The 16,452-nt window shown below is 45.4% G+C and carries 14 protein-coding genes; 7 read left to right on the plus strand and 7 right to left on the minus strand.

Annotated elements, in window-relative coordinates; genetic code table 11:
- Positions 1-57: 57 nt before the first annotated feature.
- From A3EU_RS0103425 to A3EU_RS0103445, 4 genes are all read left to right on the plus strand, one after another.
- Complete coding sequence (locus tag A3EU_RS0103425) at positions 58-1,182, plus strand: T9SS type A sorting domain-containing protein (protein WP_020534723.1); 1,125 nt, start codon at positions 58-60, stop codon at positions 1,180-1,182.
- Between the two features lie 467 nt (positions 1,183-1,649).
- Complete coding sequence (locus A3EU_RS0103435) at positions 1,650-2,009, plus strand: DUF983 domain-containing protein (protein WP_281169136.1); 360 nt, start codon at positions 1,650-1,652, stop codon at positions 2,007-2,009.
- A 224-nt stretch (positions 2,010-2,233) separates the two neighbouring features.
- Positions 2,234-4,981 carry a PQQ-dependent sugar dehydrogenase gene (locus tag A3EU_RS29260; RefSeq protein ID WP_020534725.1) on the plus strand — a complete coding sequence of 916 codons (2,748 nt, stop codon included), beginning with the start codon at positions 2,234-2,236 and terminating at the stop codon, positions 4,979-4,981.
- 9 nt (positions 4,982-4,990) lie between these two features.
- Positions 4,991-5,815: a rhomboid family intramembrane serine protease gene (locus A3EU_RS0103445; protein WP_020534726.1), complete on the plus strand. Its 825-nt coding sequence runs from the start codon at positions 4,991-4,993 to the stop codon at positions 5,813-5,815.
- 35 nt (positions 5,816-5,850) lie between these two features.
- Here the strand turns inward: A3EU_RS0103445 and A3EU_RS0103450 are convergent, their stop codons facing one another.
- The 4 genes from A3EU_RS0103450 to sucC form a co-directional block, all read right to left on the minus strand.
- Positions 5,851-7,338 (minus strand): amidase, encoded by a 1,488-nt coding sequence (locus tag A3EU_RS0103450; protein ID WP_020534727.1) that lies wholly within the window; start codon positions 7,336-7,338, stop codon positions 5,851-5,853.
- 94 nt (positions 7,339-7,432) lie between these two features.
- Positions 7,433-8,755: a hypothetical protein gene (locus tag A3EU_RS0103455; protein ID WP_020534728.1), complete on the minus strand. Its 1,323-nt coding sequence runs from the start codon at positions 8,753-8,755 to the stop codon at positions 7,433-7,435.
- A gap of 81 nt (positions 8,756-8,836) precedes the next feature.
- A complete protein-coding gene (locus A3EU_RS0103460) occupies positions 8,837-10,099 on the minus strand; it encodes a hypothetical protein (protein ID WP_020534729.1) in 1,263 nt (420 codons plus the stop codon).
- Positions 10,100-10,216: 117 nt separating this feature from the next.
- Positions 10,217-11,422, minus strand: a complete 1,206-nt coding sequence (sucC, locus tag A3EU_RS0103465) for an ADP-forming succinate--CoA ligase subunit beta (protein ID WP_020534730.1) — start codon at positions 11,420-11,422, stop codon at positions 10,217-10,219.
- A 606-nt stretch (positions 11,423-12,028) separates the two neighbouring features.
- On the opposite strand from sucC, the gene A3EU_RS0103470 reads away from it, so the two are divergent.
- From A3EU_RS0103470 to A3EU_RS0103480, 3 genes are all read left to right on the plus strand, one after another.
- Complete coding sequence (locus A3EU_RS0103470; protein ID WP_020534731.1) at positions 12,029-12,610, plus strand: RNA polymerase sigma factor; 582 nt, start codon at positions 12,029-12,031, stop codon at positions 12,608-12,610.
- Positions 12,611-12,788: 178 nt separating this feature from the next.
- A complete protein-coding gene (locus A3EU_RS0103475) occupies positions 12,789-13,400 on the plus strand; it encodes a tetratricopeptide repeat protein (protein WP_020534732.1) in 612 nt (203 codons plus the stop codon).
- 5 nt (positions 13,401-13,405) lie between these two features.
- On the plus strand, positions 13,406-14,020 hold the full coding sequence (locus A3EU_RS0103480; RefSeq protein WP_020534733.1) for a trimeric intracellular cation channel family protein: 615 nt from the start codon (positions 13,406-13,408) through the stop codon (positions 14,018-14,020).
- Positions 14,021-14,187: 167 nt separating this feature from the next.
- On the opposite strand, the gene A3EU_RS0103485 is transcribed toward A3EU_RS0103480, so the two are convergent.
- The 3 genes from A3EU_RS0103485 to A3EU_RS0103495 all read right to left on the minus strand — a co-directional run bounded on the left by A3EU_RS0103485 (position 14,188) and on the right by A3EU_RS0103495 (position 16,407).
- Positions 14,188-14,634 carry a hypothetical protein gene (locus A3EU_RS0103485; RefSeq protein ID WP_020534734.1) on the minus strand — a complete coding sequence of 149 codons (447 nt, stop codon included), beginning with the start codon at positions 14,632-14,634 and terminating at the stop codon, positions 14,188-14,190.
- A gap of 12 nt (positions 14,635-14,646) precedes the next feature.
- Positions 14,647-15,513: a twin-arginine translocase subunit TatC gene (gene tatC, locus A3EU_RS0103490; RefSeq protein ID WP_020534735.1), complete on the minus strand. Its 867-nt coding sequence runs from the start codon at positions 15,511-15,513 to the stop codon at positions 14,647-14,649.
- Positions 15,514-15,828: 315 nt separating this feature from the next.
- Positions 15,829-16,407, minus strand: coding sequence for a TetR/AcrR family transcriptional regulator (locus tag A3EU_RS0103495; protein ID WP_044085405.1), 579 nt, complete (start codon positions 16,405-16,407; stop codon positions 15,829-15,831).
- Positions 16,408-16,452 lie beyond the last annotated feature (45 nt).

Consider the following 16,452-nt stretch of genomic DNA (forward strand, 5'->3'; position numbering starts at 1 on the left):
CCTTTCTCATCTTTGCTTCCAGACAAGTAAACATACTTAATTTAAATAAACTGAACTATGAATTACGTCCCCACAAAAGTACTCTTACTGACTATTTTTATAATGAGCTTTCTAACCAGCTCCTTTGGGCAAGACTGTATGCTTCCCAGCCCTACAATAAACATTATTGAAACCACTGAAACATCCATATCTGTAGAATGGGAACCCATTGATGGAGCAGTTGCTTATCAACTCAACCTCTATTTGTATGGAAGTCAGGAACTCATACAGCAAATCCAGACAGAGGAGACTTCCTACACCTTCAATGACTTATCTCCCGATACATTTTATGAAATCGGTAGTCAATCTGGTTGCACCTTAGATACTTACGGGCCCGAAACACAGGAAAAACCCAAAGCTTACACCAGGAATGGTTTAGTTATTATAGTTGATGATCTAAGAATTGAGGAAGAATGTGAAGGCGGCGTTACTGCATCTGGTAAAAGCTTTCAGGCTTCCGTAAACTACGATCCCCTTGTGCCACTCCTCTCCGGAAGAGGTATTCTACTCAAAATTAAGATTACTGGAAATGCCCCTTCTATGTTTCTTAATGATTTTTTTGAAGTAGTGGTTTTTGAAAACAATTCCCCCTCAATGCCAGGTAATTTATCCATTGCCATTTTACAATATTATATGCATCGAATTGCAGTCGATCAACAAAGCAATTCTATTTTTATCAATAATCCAAACAATCCAAACCAATGGTATTTTGTCTGTAGGGTAAACGATATACTTAATGCTAGTACTAACATGGTCGAGGTAGGCTGGGGCATGGACGTTATTACAGATTTTGAAAATTGTGTCGACTATTCAATACATATCCCGACTGGTCAACACCTTGTGGCTCAGCCAACATCAACGGCCACCCCCGGTGAGCATTCAACGGTTACAATGACTAAGCAGTCCTCTACCGTTTCTTCCCCTGCCGCCTACCCCAACCCCGTCGCTGATCGCCTCACCATTGAGCTTCCCTCCAAAGGTGGAAATCTGCAAATCATGGACATCAACGGCAAGGTATGGCATCAGGTAAACACCCAAGACTTACGCTTGACGGTAGATATGAACAACTGGCCTACTGGCACCTATATTCTACGTTATGATGATGGAAAAACGCCTCATATCCAACGGGTAATTAAACTTTAAAAACGCCCTCTCCCCCGTTTGAAAACGATTTTACTGAACAGATAGGCATTTCCCTCTTGTAAAATTTAAGTTCAGTAATTTACGTACCCCCAGTCTACTCTTACTTGAGTAGGCTGGCTTTTTTAGCTTAAAATAAAGAACAGCACAACATGAGTCATTAAATAGCTGAAATGATTGATTTATCTGACTTTTGTAGAAAACCCCATGATTTCACTAATAGAAATCGTGGGTTTTTTTCTTTAACTATAGGTTTTGCGGTTGGTCAGCACGGATTTTGATGACAATCAAAATTTGGGATGACTCATGTTTGCGCAATACATATGTGATCATTATCACTCACTAATATCTCTATTTTTCCCATCTTTGCATTTCGAACAAAATCGAAGCGCAACATGGGTATTTTTCGCAAAGGCAACAAAGCTTACAGCATCTTCAACATCAAATGTCCAAAGTGCCACGAGAGTGACATGTTCCCTACCGGGAGCCTCAGTTTCAAAGAACCTTTCGAAATGAAAGAGCGCTGCGACAAATGCTACGAAGATTTCTTCCCCGAGCCCGGCTATTACTACGGTGCCATGTTCTTGTCCTACATTTTCACAGCCTTTTTCTCCATCGGTTTCGTCTTGTTTTTACACTGGGTCCTTAAGTGGAGTACCACCGCCAGCTTCACTGCCCTATTGGCCGTTTTAGGCATCTTCTTTGTTTATATTTTCCGCCTGGCTCGCGCCCTGTACATCAACATGCATGTTCATTACGACCCCAACGCCATCGAAAAAGGCAAAAGCAAGGCAAATCAAAAAAGCACCGCTTCACGTTTCGGCAGCTAGTTATTAGATCTTATTTTGGGCCCCACCATCGCCCTTTGGGGCTTGGTGCCGCGTCGTCCGCCCAGCGCTTCGCTGCCAGGCTACCACCGCTGGTCCTTGCGGGCTCCGCCCCCCGAGCTCAGCTATTCGCTTCGCAACCGTCAGCTCCAAACGTATAATCGCACTCTACCGCTATTCTCACCACAATGCCTTATTTTTGCACAAACGACTAATTTCTCGCTATCATGTCCACAGTGCATCTCCCCAATTTCCGATTTTTCTTAATCGCTACTTTCAGCTTCCTCTGTTTTTGCACACCACTCTGGAGTCAACTCCCCGACGACTTTTACGATACCAAAATCATAGATGGCCTTGAACTCCCCCTTGGCATCACCTTCGACCAAAACGGCCAGGGCTACCTATGGGAAAAAGCAGGCCAAGTATACGTCATGGACACCTCAGAGCAACTGCTTCCCGAGCCATTAATCGACATTAGCGAAAAAGTGGCCAGCTGGAAAGACCACGGCCTAAATGGCTTCTGCCTCGACAATGATTTCACTACCAATGGCTACTTCTACCTCTATTACGTCGTCGACCTTCATCACTACTGGCACTACGGCACTCCCGAATACCACCCAGACACCACCGTCACCTACAAGCCTAGCTTCGCGCGGATAGTTCGCTATCAAGCTGATCAGGCAACCAACTTTACAACCGTCGTTCCGGGTTCTGAAAAAATCCTCCTCGGAGAGGATATCAGTACCGGCGTACCTATCCTTTACGAATTCCACGGCGCAGGCACCCTCATTCAAGGGCTAGATGGCACCCTACTCTTCTCGGCAGGCGAAACCACAGGAGGACTCCATATTGGCATTGGCAATGAACCCGGCGACGAGTATGCCCCCCAAGCTATCGAATGGGGAATCATTACCCCCGACCAAGACCTCGGGTCGTATAAATCACAATACCTCGGCACCCTCAATGGCAAAGTACTCCGCATTGATCCCAACACCGGCGACGGCCTAGCCTCCAATCCCTTTTACGATCCCGAGGCTCCACGTTCTGCACAGTCGCGTACCTGGGCAATGGGCTTTCGTAACCCTTTCCGCATGATGCTAAAACCCAATACCGGCAGTCATTACCCCGACCAGGGTAATCCCGGAACTATCTTTCTCGGAGACGTCGGCAATGGCGGCTGGGAAGAACTCAATGTCATTGAGCATGGTGGCCAAAATTTTGGCTGGCCAATCATGGAAGGCAATGCCCTCGCCTGGAAATACTGGATCATAGAGGCTCCCATCAACCCCTTAGCTCCAAACCCGCTAAGCAATTGTGACCAGCCTTTCTTCAACTTTCGCGACTTGCTTGCTCGCCCGTTAGAAAGTGGCCCCTATGTACCGGGTAACCCTTGTGATGCTACCCAGCCCATTCCACAAGAAGCATTCCCCACCTATGCCCAGCAACCGCTCATTACCTGGAGCAACTCCCGCTGGAACCCTCCTACCCGAACGGCTGTACCCGGCTGGACCGATACCGGAGACCCCAGCAGTATTTATCTTGTCGATGACGATAGCCCTGTCACCGGCGAGATGTTTGACGGCTACTCTAGCTTGGCGGGCATTGTCTATCAAGGTGATCAATTCCCCGAAGCCTACCGTGGCAAATACTTCCACGTCGATTTCAGCGGATGGATTCGTACCCTTACCATCGATGACAACAACGAACTCAGCGCCGTCGATCTCTTCCATGAGTACAGCCAAGACATTATTTACCTTGCCCAAAATTTAGCCAACGGATCGTTGTACTACACCAATCTTGCCGGGGAAGTTCATAAAATCACTTACGGTGGCAACCCTGCCCCCGTAGCCGTCATCAATGCAGATAAGTACTTTGGGCCCGGGCCGCTAGCAGTACAGTTTACGGCCAGCAGCTCCTTTGACCCCAACAATACCACACTCACCTACCTTTGGGAATTTGGCGATGGCGAAACGAGTACACTCCCCGAACCCAGTCATACCTTTACAAGTACCAGCAACGCCCCCACTAGCTACACTGTCCGGCTCACCGTCACGGATGAGGAAGGAGCCAGCAATGCGGCAGAGCGAATAGTCTCGCTCAACAATACGCCTCCCCAAGTAGAGATATCCTCCTTCAACGACGGTGACCAATACCCCCTTGATTTCACCTCTCTTCTTCGGCTAGCCGCCAACGTGACCGATGCCGAACATGCTGATGAAACACTGATGTATCAATGGCGAACATTCCTTCATCACAATGACCACTTCCACCCCGACCCCGTCATCTTCGACCGTGAGAGTCACTTTCTCATCAGCCCCTTAGGCTGTGAACAGGAAATTTATTTCTACCGCATCGAGTTAACCGTCACCGACCCCGGAGGATTATCCACAACAGTTTCTCAACGAATTTACCCCTACTGCGGTGATCCCTACGTCGAATGGGTCAACCTTACAGGTGAAGTGCAGGAATCCAGTATCCCACTGCAATGGAGTACCCAATTCGAAGACAACATCACCAGTATGGAGCTCCAGCGTGGCAATGACTATTTCTCTTATGAAGTATTAGCAACGATACCTACAACTGGTAACCATACTGATCTACAGCACTATCAATACATCGACGAAAGCCCTCTCCGTGGTGCCAATATCTACCGTGTTAAAGTCACCACTACCGACGGTGCTTTCACCTATTCAAACCTCGTTCCTTTCAGTTATCCGGCCCCTAAAGCTTGGCGAGTTTTCCCAAATCCCGCCGATCATCAGCTATCTTTCTACCTTCAGGAAGCTTCTTCAGCAACCGTCGAACTTGAGCTCTTTAGCCTTTTGGGGCAACGCCTTCGACAAATCACCTTCCCCGCTACGTCGGGAGAAGAATGGCAACGAGAAATACTGATCAATCAACTTCCCGCTGGCGTCTATGCTTACCGTTTACGGAGTGGAGAACAGACTTACGTTGGGGAAATAATCATTAATTAATCCACGCCTATGTCCAGTGTAATTGGCACCATCATCTTACTATTTACTGGCTTGGCGACCTACAAAGGCTTCCTTGATCGGCAGTATTTCGAACGCCATCTGTTCCATACCGATCCTATTTTGATCGATAGGCAGTACGACCGGCTTTTTTCATCAGGATTCCTACATGCCAACTGGATGCACTTTGGCTTCAATATGGTAGCCTTGCTTTCTTTTAGTTGGTCATTGGAGTTTGTACTGGGAGTCCCGAAATACCTTTTGATATATGTGGGTGCACTACTAGGCGGGAATCTCTTGGCACTCTACCTCCACCGTAATCATCCCGATTATAAGGCCGTAGGCGCTTCAGGGGCTATCAGCGGTGTCATTTTCGCATCCGTCGTCCTCTTTCCTGAGGTCAAAATCTCTCTTATTTTACTCCCTTTTGAAATCAGCACCTGGGTGTTTGGACTTTGTTTCGTCGTAATCTCCATTTTTGGCATAAAATCTCAATCTGACAACATCGGTCACGATGCTCACCTTGGAGGCGCTATTGTTGGCGTCTTGCTCACCATCATCATGAAGCCTTCTATTTTACAAACCAGCTGGTGGTTGATCTTACTCATCCTTGTACCTGCCACGATTTTCCTTGTACTCATTGTCCGTAATCCCGCCATATTGTTGATTGACAACTACTGGGGAGAAGGGCTTAACGTTTCTCGTAAGCCAAAATTCCCTCGCTCTAATAATAAAGTAAGCCTAGATTACCTGCTTGATAAAATTAAACATCAGGGCATTGATAGCCTTACGGCTAAAGAAAGAGAGTTGCTGGATCAATATAGAAAGGAGATGTAGTTTTTTTGTTATCCAAAGCTGTCTAAAATTCGATCCTACACCTCTGCCACCCGCTCCATCCACGGCTTGGCTTTCTCCAGTTGAGCAGCCAGTTTGAAGAGGATATCCTCTCGATAAATACCTGCCGTAAACATTACCCCAACAGGCAGCCCCTTCGCATTCCAGTGCAGCGGCATCGACATAGCGGGCTGCCCTGTCATATTCGCAATAGGCGTATAAGGCATAAAAGCAAATATTTTTTCCGCCAATGGTTCAATATTGGCCTTCATCAAGCTTCCGAGACGCAAACGTGTAAGGACATTTACCAATAGTTTCTCTGCCGGGCTCGACTGTAAACTACCTACTGGAAAGGGGGCTGTAGCTACAGTTGGTGTCAATAAACAATGGTAGGTTTGATGAAAATTCCCCTGCCTGCGAGCCAAGCCATTCCAAAGACTCCGATAATAAGCGTAATCGCCAGCAGAAATAGCGTCCCCCAACAAACTCAAAGCATAAGTATTGGCTTCCACCTCGCTTCTGCCGACCTTGCTACCTCGTGTCTTGCTTATTCTCTTAAGTTCTGCACTTACTTCCCCCATTATCAGGTGCAGGAAGGTCTTGGTCAGGTCTTCCCGTTGATAAGGCAAGGGGATAGCTTCCACTTCGTGGCCCATATCGGCCAACAAATGGGCCGTTTCCTCTACAGCTTGCTTGCAATCTTTGTCTACTGGTAATCCCAGAGGGTGCTCCGTAGAAAAGCCAATTCGCAACTTATCGGACTTAGTGGCCAATAAATCGGTATAGGACACTGCCGGTTTGGGTGCATAATGTAGCTCTCCAACCCCTGGCTGGGAGAAGGCATCCAAGAAGGCAGCACTGTCTCTCACACTCCGGCTGTTACAACCTTCTACCACAGCGCCATTCCAGCTCTCGCCAGCGCCAGGCCCCAGGCTCAATCTACCTCTTGAGGGTTTAATGCCAAACAATCCACAGCACGAAGCTGGCATCCGGATAGACCCACCGCCATCACTTGCCGTAGCTATCGGCACTATACCTGCTGCTATTGCTGCTGCACTCCCCCCTGAACTACCTCCAGAGGTGTAATCGGTATGCCAGGGATTTCGTGTAGCCCCAAAGGCTTCGGGCTCCGTGAAGGGTGTCAAGCCAAATTCCGGGGTATTGGTTTTACCCAAAATCAACAAGCCTGCTTTTTGAAACAACTGTACCAAATGACTATCCACCTCCGACACCATCCCTTCTGTCGAACGAGAGCCTATCCGCAAGGGAGTCCCCTTTAGCGCCAAACCCAAATCCTTGATGAGAAAAGGTACACCACCAAACAGTTGTGTTGCCGTAGGTGGGTGGTTAGCGAGTTGTTCCCGCGCATGGTCGAAAAGGGGGTGATTGATCGCGTTGAGTTGCGGGTTTACCTCCTCCGCGCGAGTGATCGCTATATTCAATAATTCAGTAGCCGTAATTTGCCCGCTTCGCACAAGTTCCGCAAGGCCCAGCGCATCGTATTGGCGGTATTCGGAGAAAGTCATGGTCGTTTGTTTTGTAGTTGGTTAGCTACCAAAGATAAAATTAAATCCCTCTATGACGATTAAGAACTTGTCTCGAAATTTTGCGAACAAAAGCTTAATCTATTATCTGCTGGCTAACCGCCTCATACACCTGCGTCCTCAACCATCCTTCCTGGCTATTGGAAATACGAAAAGCATCACGCAGAAACCCCTGGTAGCCACCTGACAGCAGTGGGTAATCATAAATACTAACATTCACTTGTTCTTCAAAGCTATTTTCATAATCAATGTAACTCCACCCCAAGCTATAACTACCTAAAAACAAAGAGCTTCCAGCCATTGGCATTTGAACTGCTGTAAAATTAGGATCAAGTGGAGCAACATATTGTCTTTTCCAATACCTTCCATTATTTCCTGGAGAAACATAATCATTCTCTAAAAAAACGACATCACCATCATTCGAGTAGATCGATACCTTGGGGTAACTTAATCGGGCTTCTTCAAGAAAATAACGAGGCGTCACATTCACTTCAGTAGGCCATTGCTCAAAATACTGTTGGTTCAAGTAGGTCGCTTCGCCGGGAACGATAGTACGTATCAAAAAACCATTTCCATCGCTAGGTACAAGCAAGCTCACCGAAGAAGTATTTTCGAAATCCCCTAATACTGCAGCAGAGATCGATATATTATCGTTCAACCAGCTTACACGGAACTGATGTGCCTCAACACCTGCCGGTATATTCAAAGTCAAGGTTTTATATTCCAGAGGTTCAAAGCCAACAAATGGCCCAAAAGTTGCTCTAGATAAGAAGTCAACCTCCTGGCCTACCCAAGCTCCGCTAGCCGCTAACCTAACCGCTAACAACCCCTTGGTATTATCTGATGCAAACCCATTGAAATAAACCCTTAACTCCTGCTCCTCCTCTTCATAAGAATAACTCACAGGTGGCCGTGGGCCTGTTACATCTCGTTCGCCCGCCAGCCCCATAAAGATAACAGAATCAACCTCCGGCGAATTCCTAAACACAACCAAGTCTGAAGGAGAAATGGGGACCACTGAAGTCAGAAAAACCTCCTGAATAGCAGCTAATCGTATCCCACTGCCTTGTCCGACTTGTGCTATTTGCCGTGTTACAATCCGATTTGTTTCGCCTTCTTCAAGAAGTTCAACCCGATCTCTACCAGCAATACTCAGGGTATATTCTTCCTCACAGGCTATCGTATTAAGGAAATAAGTTGTTCCTCTTACACCTGTTTCTCCATCCTGAAAGATAACGTTATCTGCTGCATCATTGAGCCAGATCACTGGGTCTAAAATAACGGCGAAAGTTATATCAATACCGTAAATAGCATTACAATCCTCTATTACTACCTGTTCTTCTTCTTCACAAGTAAAGAATATCACGCAAAAAATCATTGAGAGAAAGAAAATACGCATTGCAAATAAGCTTTAATGACTTTACCTCAAAAAAAGGTAATTTTGATCAGATCCAAGTCACGTTTCTACCGATATAGAAATTCATTCAACCTCCATTCTATACCATTGGTACTGCTGGCGATCCAGCCAAGAAAGTTCCGTTAACCTTTTGTATTGATCTAGCGACTGGACTGCAGGGTAATGGTAAAGTGTCGCTTCAAAACCTCTTACCTCCCAGATACTATCTAAAGATGCTGCTTCTGGAAATTCCTCTACAAACTCATCAGCAACTTTTGGTATGCGTACACGGGACTTCCCCGCAGGTACAAGCCCTTTCAGAGAACGTTCAATATCTGTTACGCCAATAGGGAAGGTTGGTTTTGAAAAATGTACATAACCAGATTTATTCAACTGAACATTAACAAAACCATAGTCTATTTCAATGGATGCTATCATATCAGGCTGAAGTGAGACCTCCGTAGGTAACTCCTCATAATACGCCTGTTTTCTCCATGATTTCGAGTTTGAATATGGACCATAAAACTCCAACATTACTCCTTCAGAATCGGTGGGCATCCACGTGCTTATTTTTTGTTCGTCAAGGGTCTGTACTCCTAGCTTTACCATTTTTTCTTCGGCAATATCTAGTACAATTTTAACTTCGGCAAATCTTACTTCTTCTCCAGAAAATGAAACTTCTTGCGCTGTAAGCACTTGATCAAACTCACTAAAATTGATGGTTCTGTTTTGACCTTCCAGCATATTTATACAAACAGCGACCAGCTCGGAAGATCCAGCAAGTCGCAACCCTACATAACGCCAAGGTTGATTTTCGTTGATCCCAGACTCCGAGAAATTGATACTTAACGTCTGCTCGCCAAGGTCAGATGACGATGAAAAAGACATCGAAGGTAAAATGACAACCTCCTCAACAGAAGGAACCTCTGAAATAGTAAGTATAAAAGACTCAGTTGCAATAGTAGGATTACTTTCATTGGGCATTTCTATATCCAGGTTTACGGCCTCCCCATAACTGACTCCAAAGTAAGAGAACAAGGAAAAACGCTCGTAAGCAGGGCCTCCTGGGAAGAGGAAATAACTCCTTTTCAATAAATTAACAGTATACTCCTCTTGACAACCACCTAGCCAATTTAAAAACAAAGGATAAGTACTCACATCTTGTACATCGCGTAAGCCACCATATTCATTCGTCAAATAAGCAACTGTCTGAATCCCTAAATTAGGGCCAGTTATCACATCTATTGCCCGGTCCCCCTGACCAGGGCAGTCAAGGACATTTTCCTTTTCACAGCTAAAAGCGATCAACAAAACGAGGAGGAACGTATAGTAGAGTGAGCTACGCATATTCAGGTTTAAAAATTTAAACCAAGATAAGACTTAAGTTGCGAAAGGCAGTAAAAAAACAAAAGGCCAAGACGTTAACCGTCTTGACCTTTTATAAGCTTTTTATCTGCTTCAGACTTACCCCATTACAGCTTTCACTGCATCGGCAGCGTCCTGCAAAGCAATAGCCGAGCGCACATTAAGTCCACTCTTATCGATAATTTCTTTAGCAATTTCAGCATTGGTACCCTGTAAGCGAACGATGATCGGCACTTTGATGTCTCCGATGTTCTTATAGGCATCAACGACTCCTTGCGCCACACGATCGCAACGAACAATACCACCGAAGATATTGATCAGGATTGCTTTTACGCGATCATCACGTAAGATGATACGGAAGGCATTCTCTACGCGCTTGGCATCAGCAGTACCACCAACGTCAAGGAAGTTAGCAGGTTCGCCACCACTCAACTTGATAATATCCATGGTAGCCATAGCTAGTCCGGCACCGTTGACCATACAACCTACGTTGCCATCCAACTGTACATAGTTTAGACCAAAAGCTTTCGCTTCTACTTCGGTAGGATCTTCTTCGTGTACGTCGCGGTATTCGGCCAAGTCTTTGTGGCGATACAAAGCGTTTTCGTCCAAGGTGAACTTACAATCTACCGCAATCACTCGCTCATCACCAGGATTGTACATACAAGGATTGATTTCGATCATGCTTGCATCAGACCCTACAAAAGCTTTGTACAGGTTGCTGATAAATTTCACCATGTTTTTGAAACCCTGTCCGCTCATGCCTAGGTTGAAAGCCACTTTGCGGGCCTGAAAACCTTGCAGTCCCAGCTCGGGATCAATATATTCTTTCAACACCTTATCAGGGGTGTTCTCTGCAACTTCTTCGATATCCATACCGCCTTCGGTACTGTAGACAATAACGTTGCACTTGCGGCCACGATCCATCAATATGGAAACATAGAATTCACGACAGGCATCGAAATCAGGTGCATAAGCATCTTCTGCTACCAATACTTTGCGAACCAGCTTACCTGGACCATTCAATCCTCCAGGAGTCTGTGGCGTTTTCAACATCATGCCCAGAATATTGCCGGCATGTTCTTTCACACCCTCCAGGTTCTTAGCGAGTTTCACACCACCACCTTTACCCCGGCCACCAGCGTGGATTTGGGCTTTAATGATAGAGATATCACTACCCGTTTCTTCACGTAGCTCATGGAAAGCTTCTACTGCTTTTTCTACAGTTTCCGCTACTTTGCCGCGCTGAATAGGTACATTATATTTGGTTAGAATTTCTTTCCCTTGGTATTCGTGCAAATTCATATTTGAGGCAGGTTGTTTTTTGACGTTGCAAAGGTAGACAAAATGCGCATACAGGCAAAGAATAATAGTAGAGCCTCTTGGGAAATTTCATTTACGGAAAACTAACCATACCATGATTAAAGGGTAAATAGCATTTAATCCTTCCTTCTTTATGCTTTCCGAATGACCTACAATGATCGTCACTGCTGTCCTCTGAACCCCTCAGCGTTCAAAGGATTATCGCATTGACACGTAGATTACTGAATAATCACCGGAGAGATCAGGAAAAAAATACTGAAATTTATTCTCATCTCGCAGCGTATCAAAAATCAACCAAATTATCAATAAGTATGGGACCTGGAAGGGAAAAGAAACGACTACAAAAACAACAAAATAGCCGCTTAATATTAGGTAGAGAGACGTTAAAAAAGCGTTAAGGCCATAAAAAAAAACACGCGATCCTTGGTTCTTTACATAAGATGCGCTTATATTTGACCCAGCTTCACTAACGGAGCAGTTTCAATCTTTCACTTAATCTATCTTCTATAGCTCGTAACTTCTACACTTAACGTTTAGCAACAATGTAAAATTGTTGTAATCCCTTTTTTAAAGCTAAATCGTTACGTCATGCAAGTTACAGCATTAAACGACCAGCAACTCATTGCTTGTTACCTAGATGGAAATGAAAGAGCCTTCGAAGAACTGCTCAATCGTCACCAACAAAAGATTTATACCTCGATCTATCTCTTCGTCAAAGAGCAATCTTTAGCTGAGGATATTTTTCAGGAGGTCTTCATAAAGATCATTGATACGCTGCGCAAGGGTAAATACAACCACGAAGGCAAGTTCTTGCAGTGGGCCATGCGCATTGCTTACAATATGTGTGTAGATCACTTCCGCCGCAATAAGCGTCGTCCACAACTATCTCCAACGGAAACATTTGACATCTTTGATGTGCTCAAGTCCAACGATTTGAATGCTGAGCAGGATATCATCCGCAGCCAAACACACCAGAAGGTTCGCCACCTGGTAGATCAGTTGCCACCAGAGCAACGCGAAGTGGTTATCCTCCGTCATTATGCAGATATGAGCTTCAAAGAAATTGCACAGCTCACCCGCGTTAGCATCAATACAGCCCTTGGGCGGATGCGCTACGCCTTGATCAACATCCGCAAGATGGTTGAGGAAAAGGACATTGTCCTCCAATAGAAAACTGACGAAACGATATTAATACCCCAAATTACCATTTGAGCCCGAGGCGAGTAGTTATCCAACTGCTCGCCTCGTTTTTTTGGTATTTGAAAAACTATACCCAACACGAATATGTTCAGCAAGGGTAAATCTCATAGTTTTTTAGTTATTTTTGCGGCAAATTAAATAGTACGCTATGTTCATCATTCCTCCTTATATCCGCATTGCCCTTATTGTATTGGGTATTGTTGGTGGTATTGCCCTCTGGGCTGCCTTTGGTTTCTGGTACGGCTTCTTCTTCGTACTTACGGGGGTCATCCTATTATTAGGACTTATCTTTTTGGGTACTGTAGGGCCAGCTGCTCAGGCATTGCAAGACTCTGATTTTGACAAGGCCGAAAAAATGCTCAACCTTACCCCTAACCCCAAGTGGCTCTATTCTACCAACAAGGCCTATTTCTATATGCTCAAAGGTTCTATCGCCATTGCACGGAAAGATGTAAACGAGGGAGAGCGTTACCTCAAAATGGCTGAAGCTGTTGAAGTTCCTTCGGACAACGAGCGGGCCATGTTGCAAATCCAGTTGGCACAAATAGCGCTAAGCAAGCAACGATTCCAGGAAGCTAAAATACACTACAAGAAAGCAAAAGGACTGAAAATTTCTGAAGGCCCACTCAAGGATCAATTCCGTCAATTAGAGCAGGCGATCAACCAGAGTGGCCAAATGAAAGCAGCTATGCGCCAAGGACGCGCTGGCCACGGCATGTCAGGCGGCAAAGGTAAGCGCAGAAGGCCGAAGATGAGATAGACAGAATGACGATCATCCTTCTACTTGACTATATCGGCACCTGTGTTTTTGCTATCTCTGGAGCACTGGCAGGGATGCGCCATCGCTTCGATCCCTTCGGAGTACTCATCTTAGCAGCAGTCACTGCTGTAGGTGGCGGTAGCCTTAGGGATGTCCTTATTGGCCGTACCCCAGTGGGCTGGATGCAGGATATCAATTATGCTTATCTTATTATCACCGGAGCACTTATTGCGATCCTCTTCAGAAAATACCTGATCTACGTTCGCCGAACCATGTTCCTTTTTGATGCTATCGGACTGGGTTTATTCACCATTATTGGCGTAGAAATAGGTGTAGCAGCAGGTTTACATCCCGTCATATGCATCCTCTTAGGCACCCTGAGTGCGTCCTTTGGTGGCGTTATTCGGGATATTCTTTCCAATGAGGTCCCGCTCATTTTCCACAAAGAGGTTTACGCATCGCTAAGTATCCTTGGCGGCATAACCTATCTTCTTTTACAGAAAACCGCCTTACCTTCCAACTGGGCCTATGTGCTAACCAGTACAATGGTCGTTGTGCTAAGGGTATTAGCAGTTCGTTACAACTGGATAATTCCAAAATTGTACAAGGACAGTCAATAGTTTCAGGTTTAAGAGCTTGTTCAGGTTTTTATAGTAAAAACACCTCATTGGGGTTCGCCCAAACAATCTCTTAGTCAGTCATTTGACGAAAACCCCGCCCTCCTTACGAACGTTTTTCATGATGCTTTTTTTAAAAAGCACCTCGCGCTCTTGTATTTTTCTCCTAATTATACTTTGCGCAAACCAGCTAGTTCGGAGTGTTCTTTCCAGAAATCCTGGTAAAGGCGCCGACTGGCCATGAAAGACATTTTTTTTCCAAAGTTCCCTTTCTCTTTTAGTTCGACACGGGCAATGGTAAAGAAGAGAAAAGTGCTATCAGAGATACTTTCAATATTGTGCCAGGGGTAGCGAAAGGTCTTGAAATAATTGGTGACGTAGAGGAAGTCATTATCGGCTTCGACGCGCTTGAGCGGGAAAAGGGTGAAGTAAAACAGTGCCAAGCCACTGAAGTAGAACAATACGGCCCCAATACGGAAGCCCGTACTAGCAAAACCACTCGCCATTTCGGCACCGTAGGCAAATACGGCAGCAAGAAATGCCCCGAAAAATACGAGCCAGAAAACGGGGATAAAAAACTTGAAGAAGATGGTCGCGTTGGTGCTAATTCTTTGCATATCTGGTGTTAACTACTGGAGTTCTTGTTCGTACTTTTTGGCCATACGTGTGGCAACTAAAATACTGATTTCATAAAGGATGTAAAGCGGAATGCCAATGAGAAACTGCGTAATTACATCGGGTGGCGTAAGGATCGCTGACAATAACAGTATTCCAATCACAGAATGACGGCGGTATTTGCGCATGCCCGCTGGAGTCACGATGCCCATTTTGGCCAGAAAATACACGACGATGGGTAACTCGAAAATGAGACCAGCCGGCAGTGTAAACATGACCATATAAAGTACAAAAGAGCTAAGCGTAGGGTTATTGGCCACGGCATCAGAGGCGGTAAAGCCCATAAGAAAGTTGACCGCAAAGGGAGCAACAATGAAGAAGCCAAATAGTACGCCCATCAGGAAAAGCAGGGAACAAATGAAGACCACTCCTTTGGTTGCTGATCTCTCCGTGGGGTACAAACCAGGCGCAACAAACTTCCAAATTTCGTAAAAAACAAAAGGGAAGGAAATGACAAAACCGCCAATAAAACACAGTTTGATGGTAGTAATAAACTGTTCGGCAAATGCAACCGCCTGGATTTTGAAATCAGGTAGCGTCATACAAAGGGCCTCTCCCGCACCAATCTTGTGAGAGAGGTCGCAAAACCATTTGTAAGAAGCAAAATCATTGGAAGCAGGGCCAAGAATAACTTTATTGAAGTACCAATCGTGGAAAATAAAAAGCACAATGCCACCTGCTAAGATGGCTATTAAAGACCGAATAATGTGCCAGCGTAGCTCTTCGAGATGATCCATAAAAGACATCTCCTTGTCTTCTCGTGGTTGAAGCTCACCGTCGTGCCATTCGTATTCTTCAATGTCTACCTGGTCCAGAGCCATACGTTGGTTGTTGAATAGTTATTTACCGGCTGCAAAATTAACAAAATCGCTTTACATAAATGGATTATCGCGCGCTACAGTGGAAATATCTTTGTGATGAGGTGGTCGCTGCGCTCGCGTTGGGACTCATCCCGAAGTTTCGGGATGAGTGGTTGTGCTCACCCGATAAATCGGGATTGCGGTTGTACTCACTTCGTTCGTGGTTTTCTGGAACAGTAAAAAGGTGAACTAACCTCTATAGCGGAAACAAAAACCGCGAGCACCTCCGTGAAGCCGCGCAGCGGAAGAACACTTCCGTGAATGAAACGAACACCCCTACTTCTCTATCCCCGCAAGAACAATCAGTGTAATCTGATCACCGACATCTTGGATGGAGGTAGTTTTTCCGGCTTGGTACCAATCATAGACCCAGCGCAAAGAAGATAGAATGGTGTACATGCTAATCGTTGGATCTATTTCTTTGAAAGTACCTTCGGTAATACCTTGTTGAATGATGGCCAGAAAGCGATTTTCGTAACGTTTACGTAATTTGATAAACTGCCCGAGGTCGGGCTCTTCAAGGTGGCGCCACTCGTCGTTGAAGGCAGTAATAGAGGTGGCGTCGCTGGTAGCTACGTTGAGGTGAAGAAAGATTAACTGGCGGATTTGTTCACGTGGTGGTTGCCCTGTTTGCTCTATTTGTTCAATGCCTGCCAGGAAGCGATGTGCATTTTGGAAGCAAATATCTTTTAGGATTTCTTGCTTGCTGTTGATATGGCTATAGAGGCTGGAAGCTTGTAAATGGACAGCCTTGGCCAAGTCGCGCATTGATGTAGCGGAGTAGCCTCTATCGCGAAACAGCTTAGCGGCTGCTTCCATGATACGTTGTTTCTTTGATGTCTCAATGGTCGCCATAGGGTCGCAGAAGTGAAGATTAGATAGGAAAGGTAAGGAATTTTA

Origin of the sequence: Lewinella cohaerens DSM 23179, from assembly GCF_000379805.1 — a bacterium.
GTDB lineage: Bacteria > Bacteroidota > Bacteroidia > Chitinophagales > Saprospiraceae > Lewinella > Lewinella cohaerens.

Excerpts from the sequence above, each read along its gene's own strand:
- A3EU_RS0103470 (WP_020534731.1), top strand. The coding sequence starts at position 12,029 with ATGCAAGTTACAGCATTAAACGACCAGCAACTCATTGCTTGTTACCTA.
- A3EU_RS0103425 (WP_020534723.1), top strand. The coding sequence starts at position 58 with ATGAATTACGTCCCCACAAAAGTACTCTTACTGACTATTTTTATAATG.
- A3EU_RS0103445 (WP_020534726.1), top strand. The coding sequence starts at position 4,991 with ATGTCCAGTGTAATTGGCACCATCATCTTACTATTTACTGGCTTGGCG.
- A3EU_RS0103475 (WP_020534732.1), top strand. The coding sequence starts at position 12,789 with ATGTTCATCATTCCTCCTTATATCCGCATTGCCCTTATTGTATTGGGT.
- A3EU_RS29260 (WP_020534725.1), top strand. The coding sequence starts at position 2,234 with ATGTCCACAGTGCATCTCCCCAATTTCCGATTTTTCTTAATCGCTACT.
- A3EU_RS0103480 (WP_020534733.1), top strand. The coding sequence starts at position 13,406 with ATGACGATCATCCTTCTACTTGACTATATCGGCACCTGTGTTTTTGCT.
- A3EU_RS0103435 (WP_281169136.1), top strand. The coding sequence starts at position 1,650 with ATGTTCCCTACCGGGAGCCTCAGTTTCAAAGAACCTTTCGAAATGAAA.
- A3EU_RS0103455 (WP_020534728.1), bottom strand. The coding sequence starts at position 8,755 with ATGCGTATTTTCTTTCTCTCAATGATTTTTTGCGTGATATTCTTTACT.
- A3EU_RS0103495 (WP_044085405.1), bottom strand. The coding sequence starts at position 16,407 with ATGGCGACCATTGAGACATCAAAGAAACAACGTATCATGGAAGCAGCC.
- sucC (WP_020534730.1), bottom strand. The coding sequence starts at position 11,422 with ATGAATTTGCACGAATACCAAGGGAAAGAAATTCTAACCAAATATAAT.
- A3EU_RS0103450 (WP_020534727.1), bottom strand. The coding sequence starts at position 7,338 with ATGACTTTCTCCGAATACCGCCAATACGATGCGCTGGGCCTTGCGGAA.
- A3EU_RS0103460 (WP_020534729.1), bottom strand. The coding sequence starts at position 10,099 with ATGCGTAGCTCACTCTACTATACGTTCCTCCTCGTTTTGTTGATCGCT.
- A3EU_RS0103485 (WP_020534734.1), bottom strand. The coding sequence starts at position 14,634 with ATGCAAAGAATTAGCACCAACGCGACCATCTTCTTCAAGTTTTTTATC.
- tatC (WP_020534735.1), bottom strand. The coding sequence starts at position 15,513 with ATGGCTCTGGACCAGGTAGACATTGAAGAATACGAATGGCACGACGGT.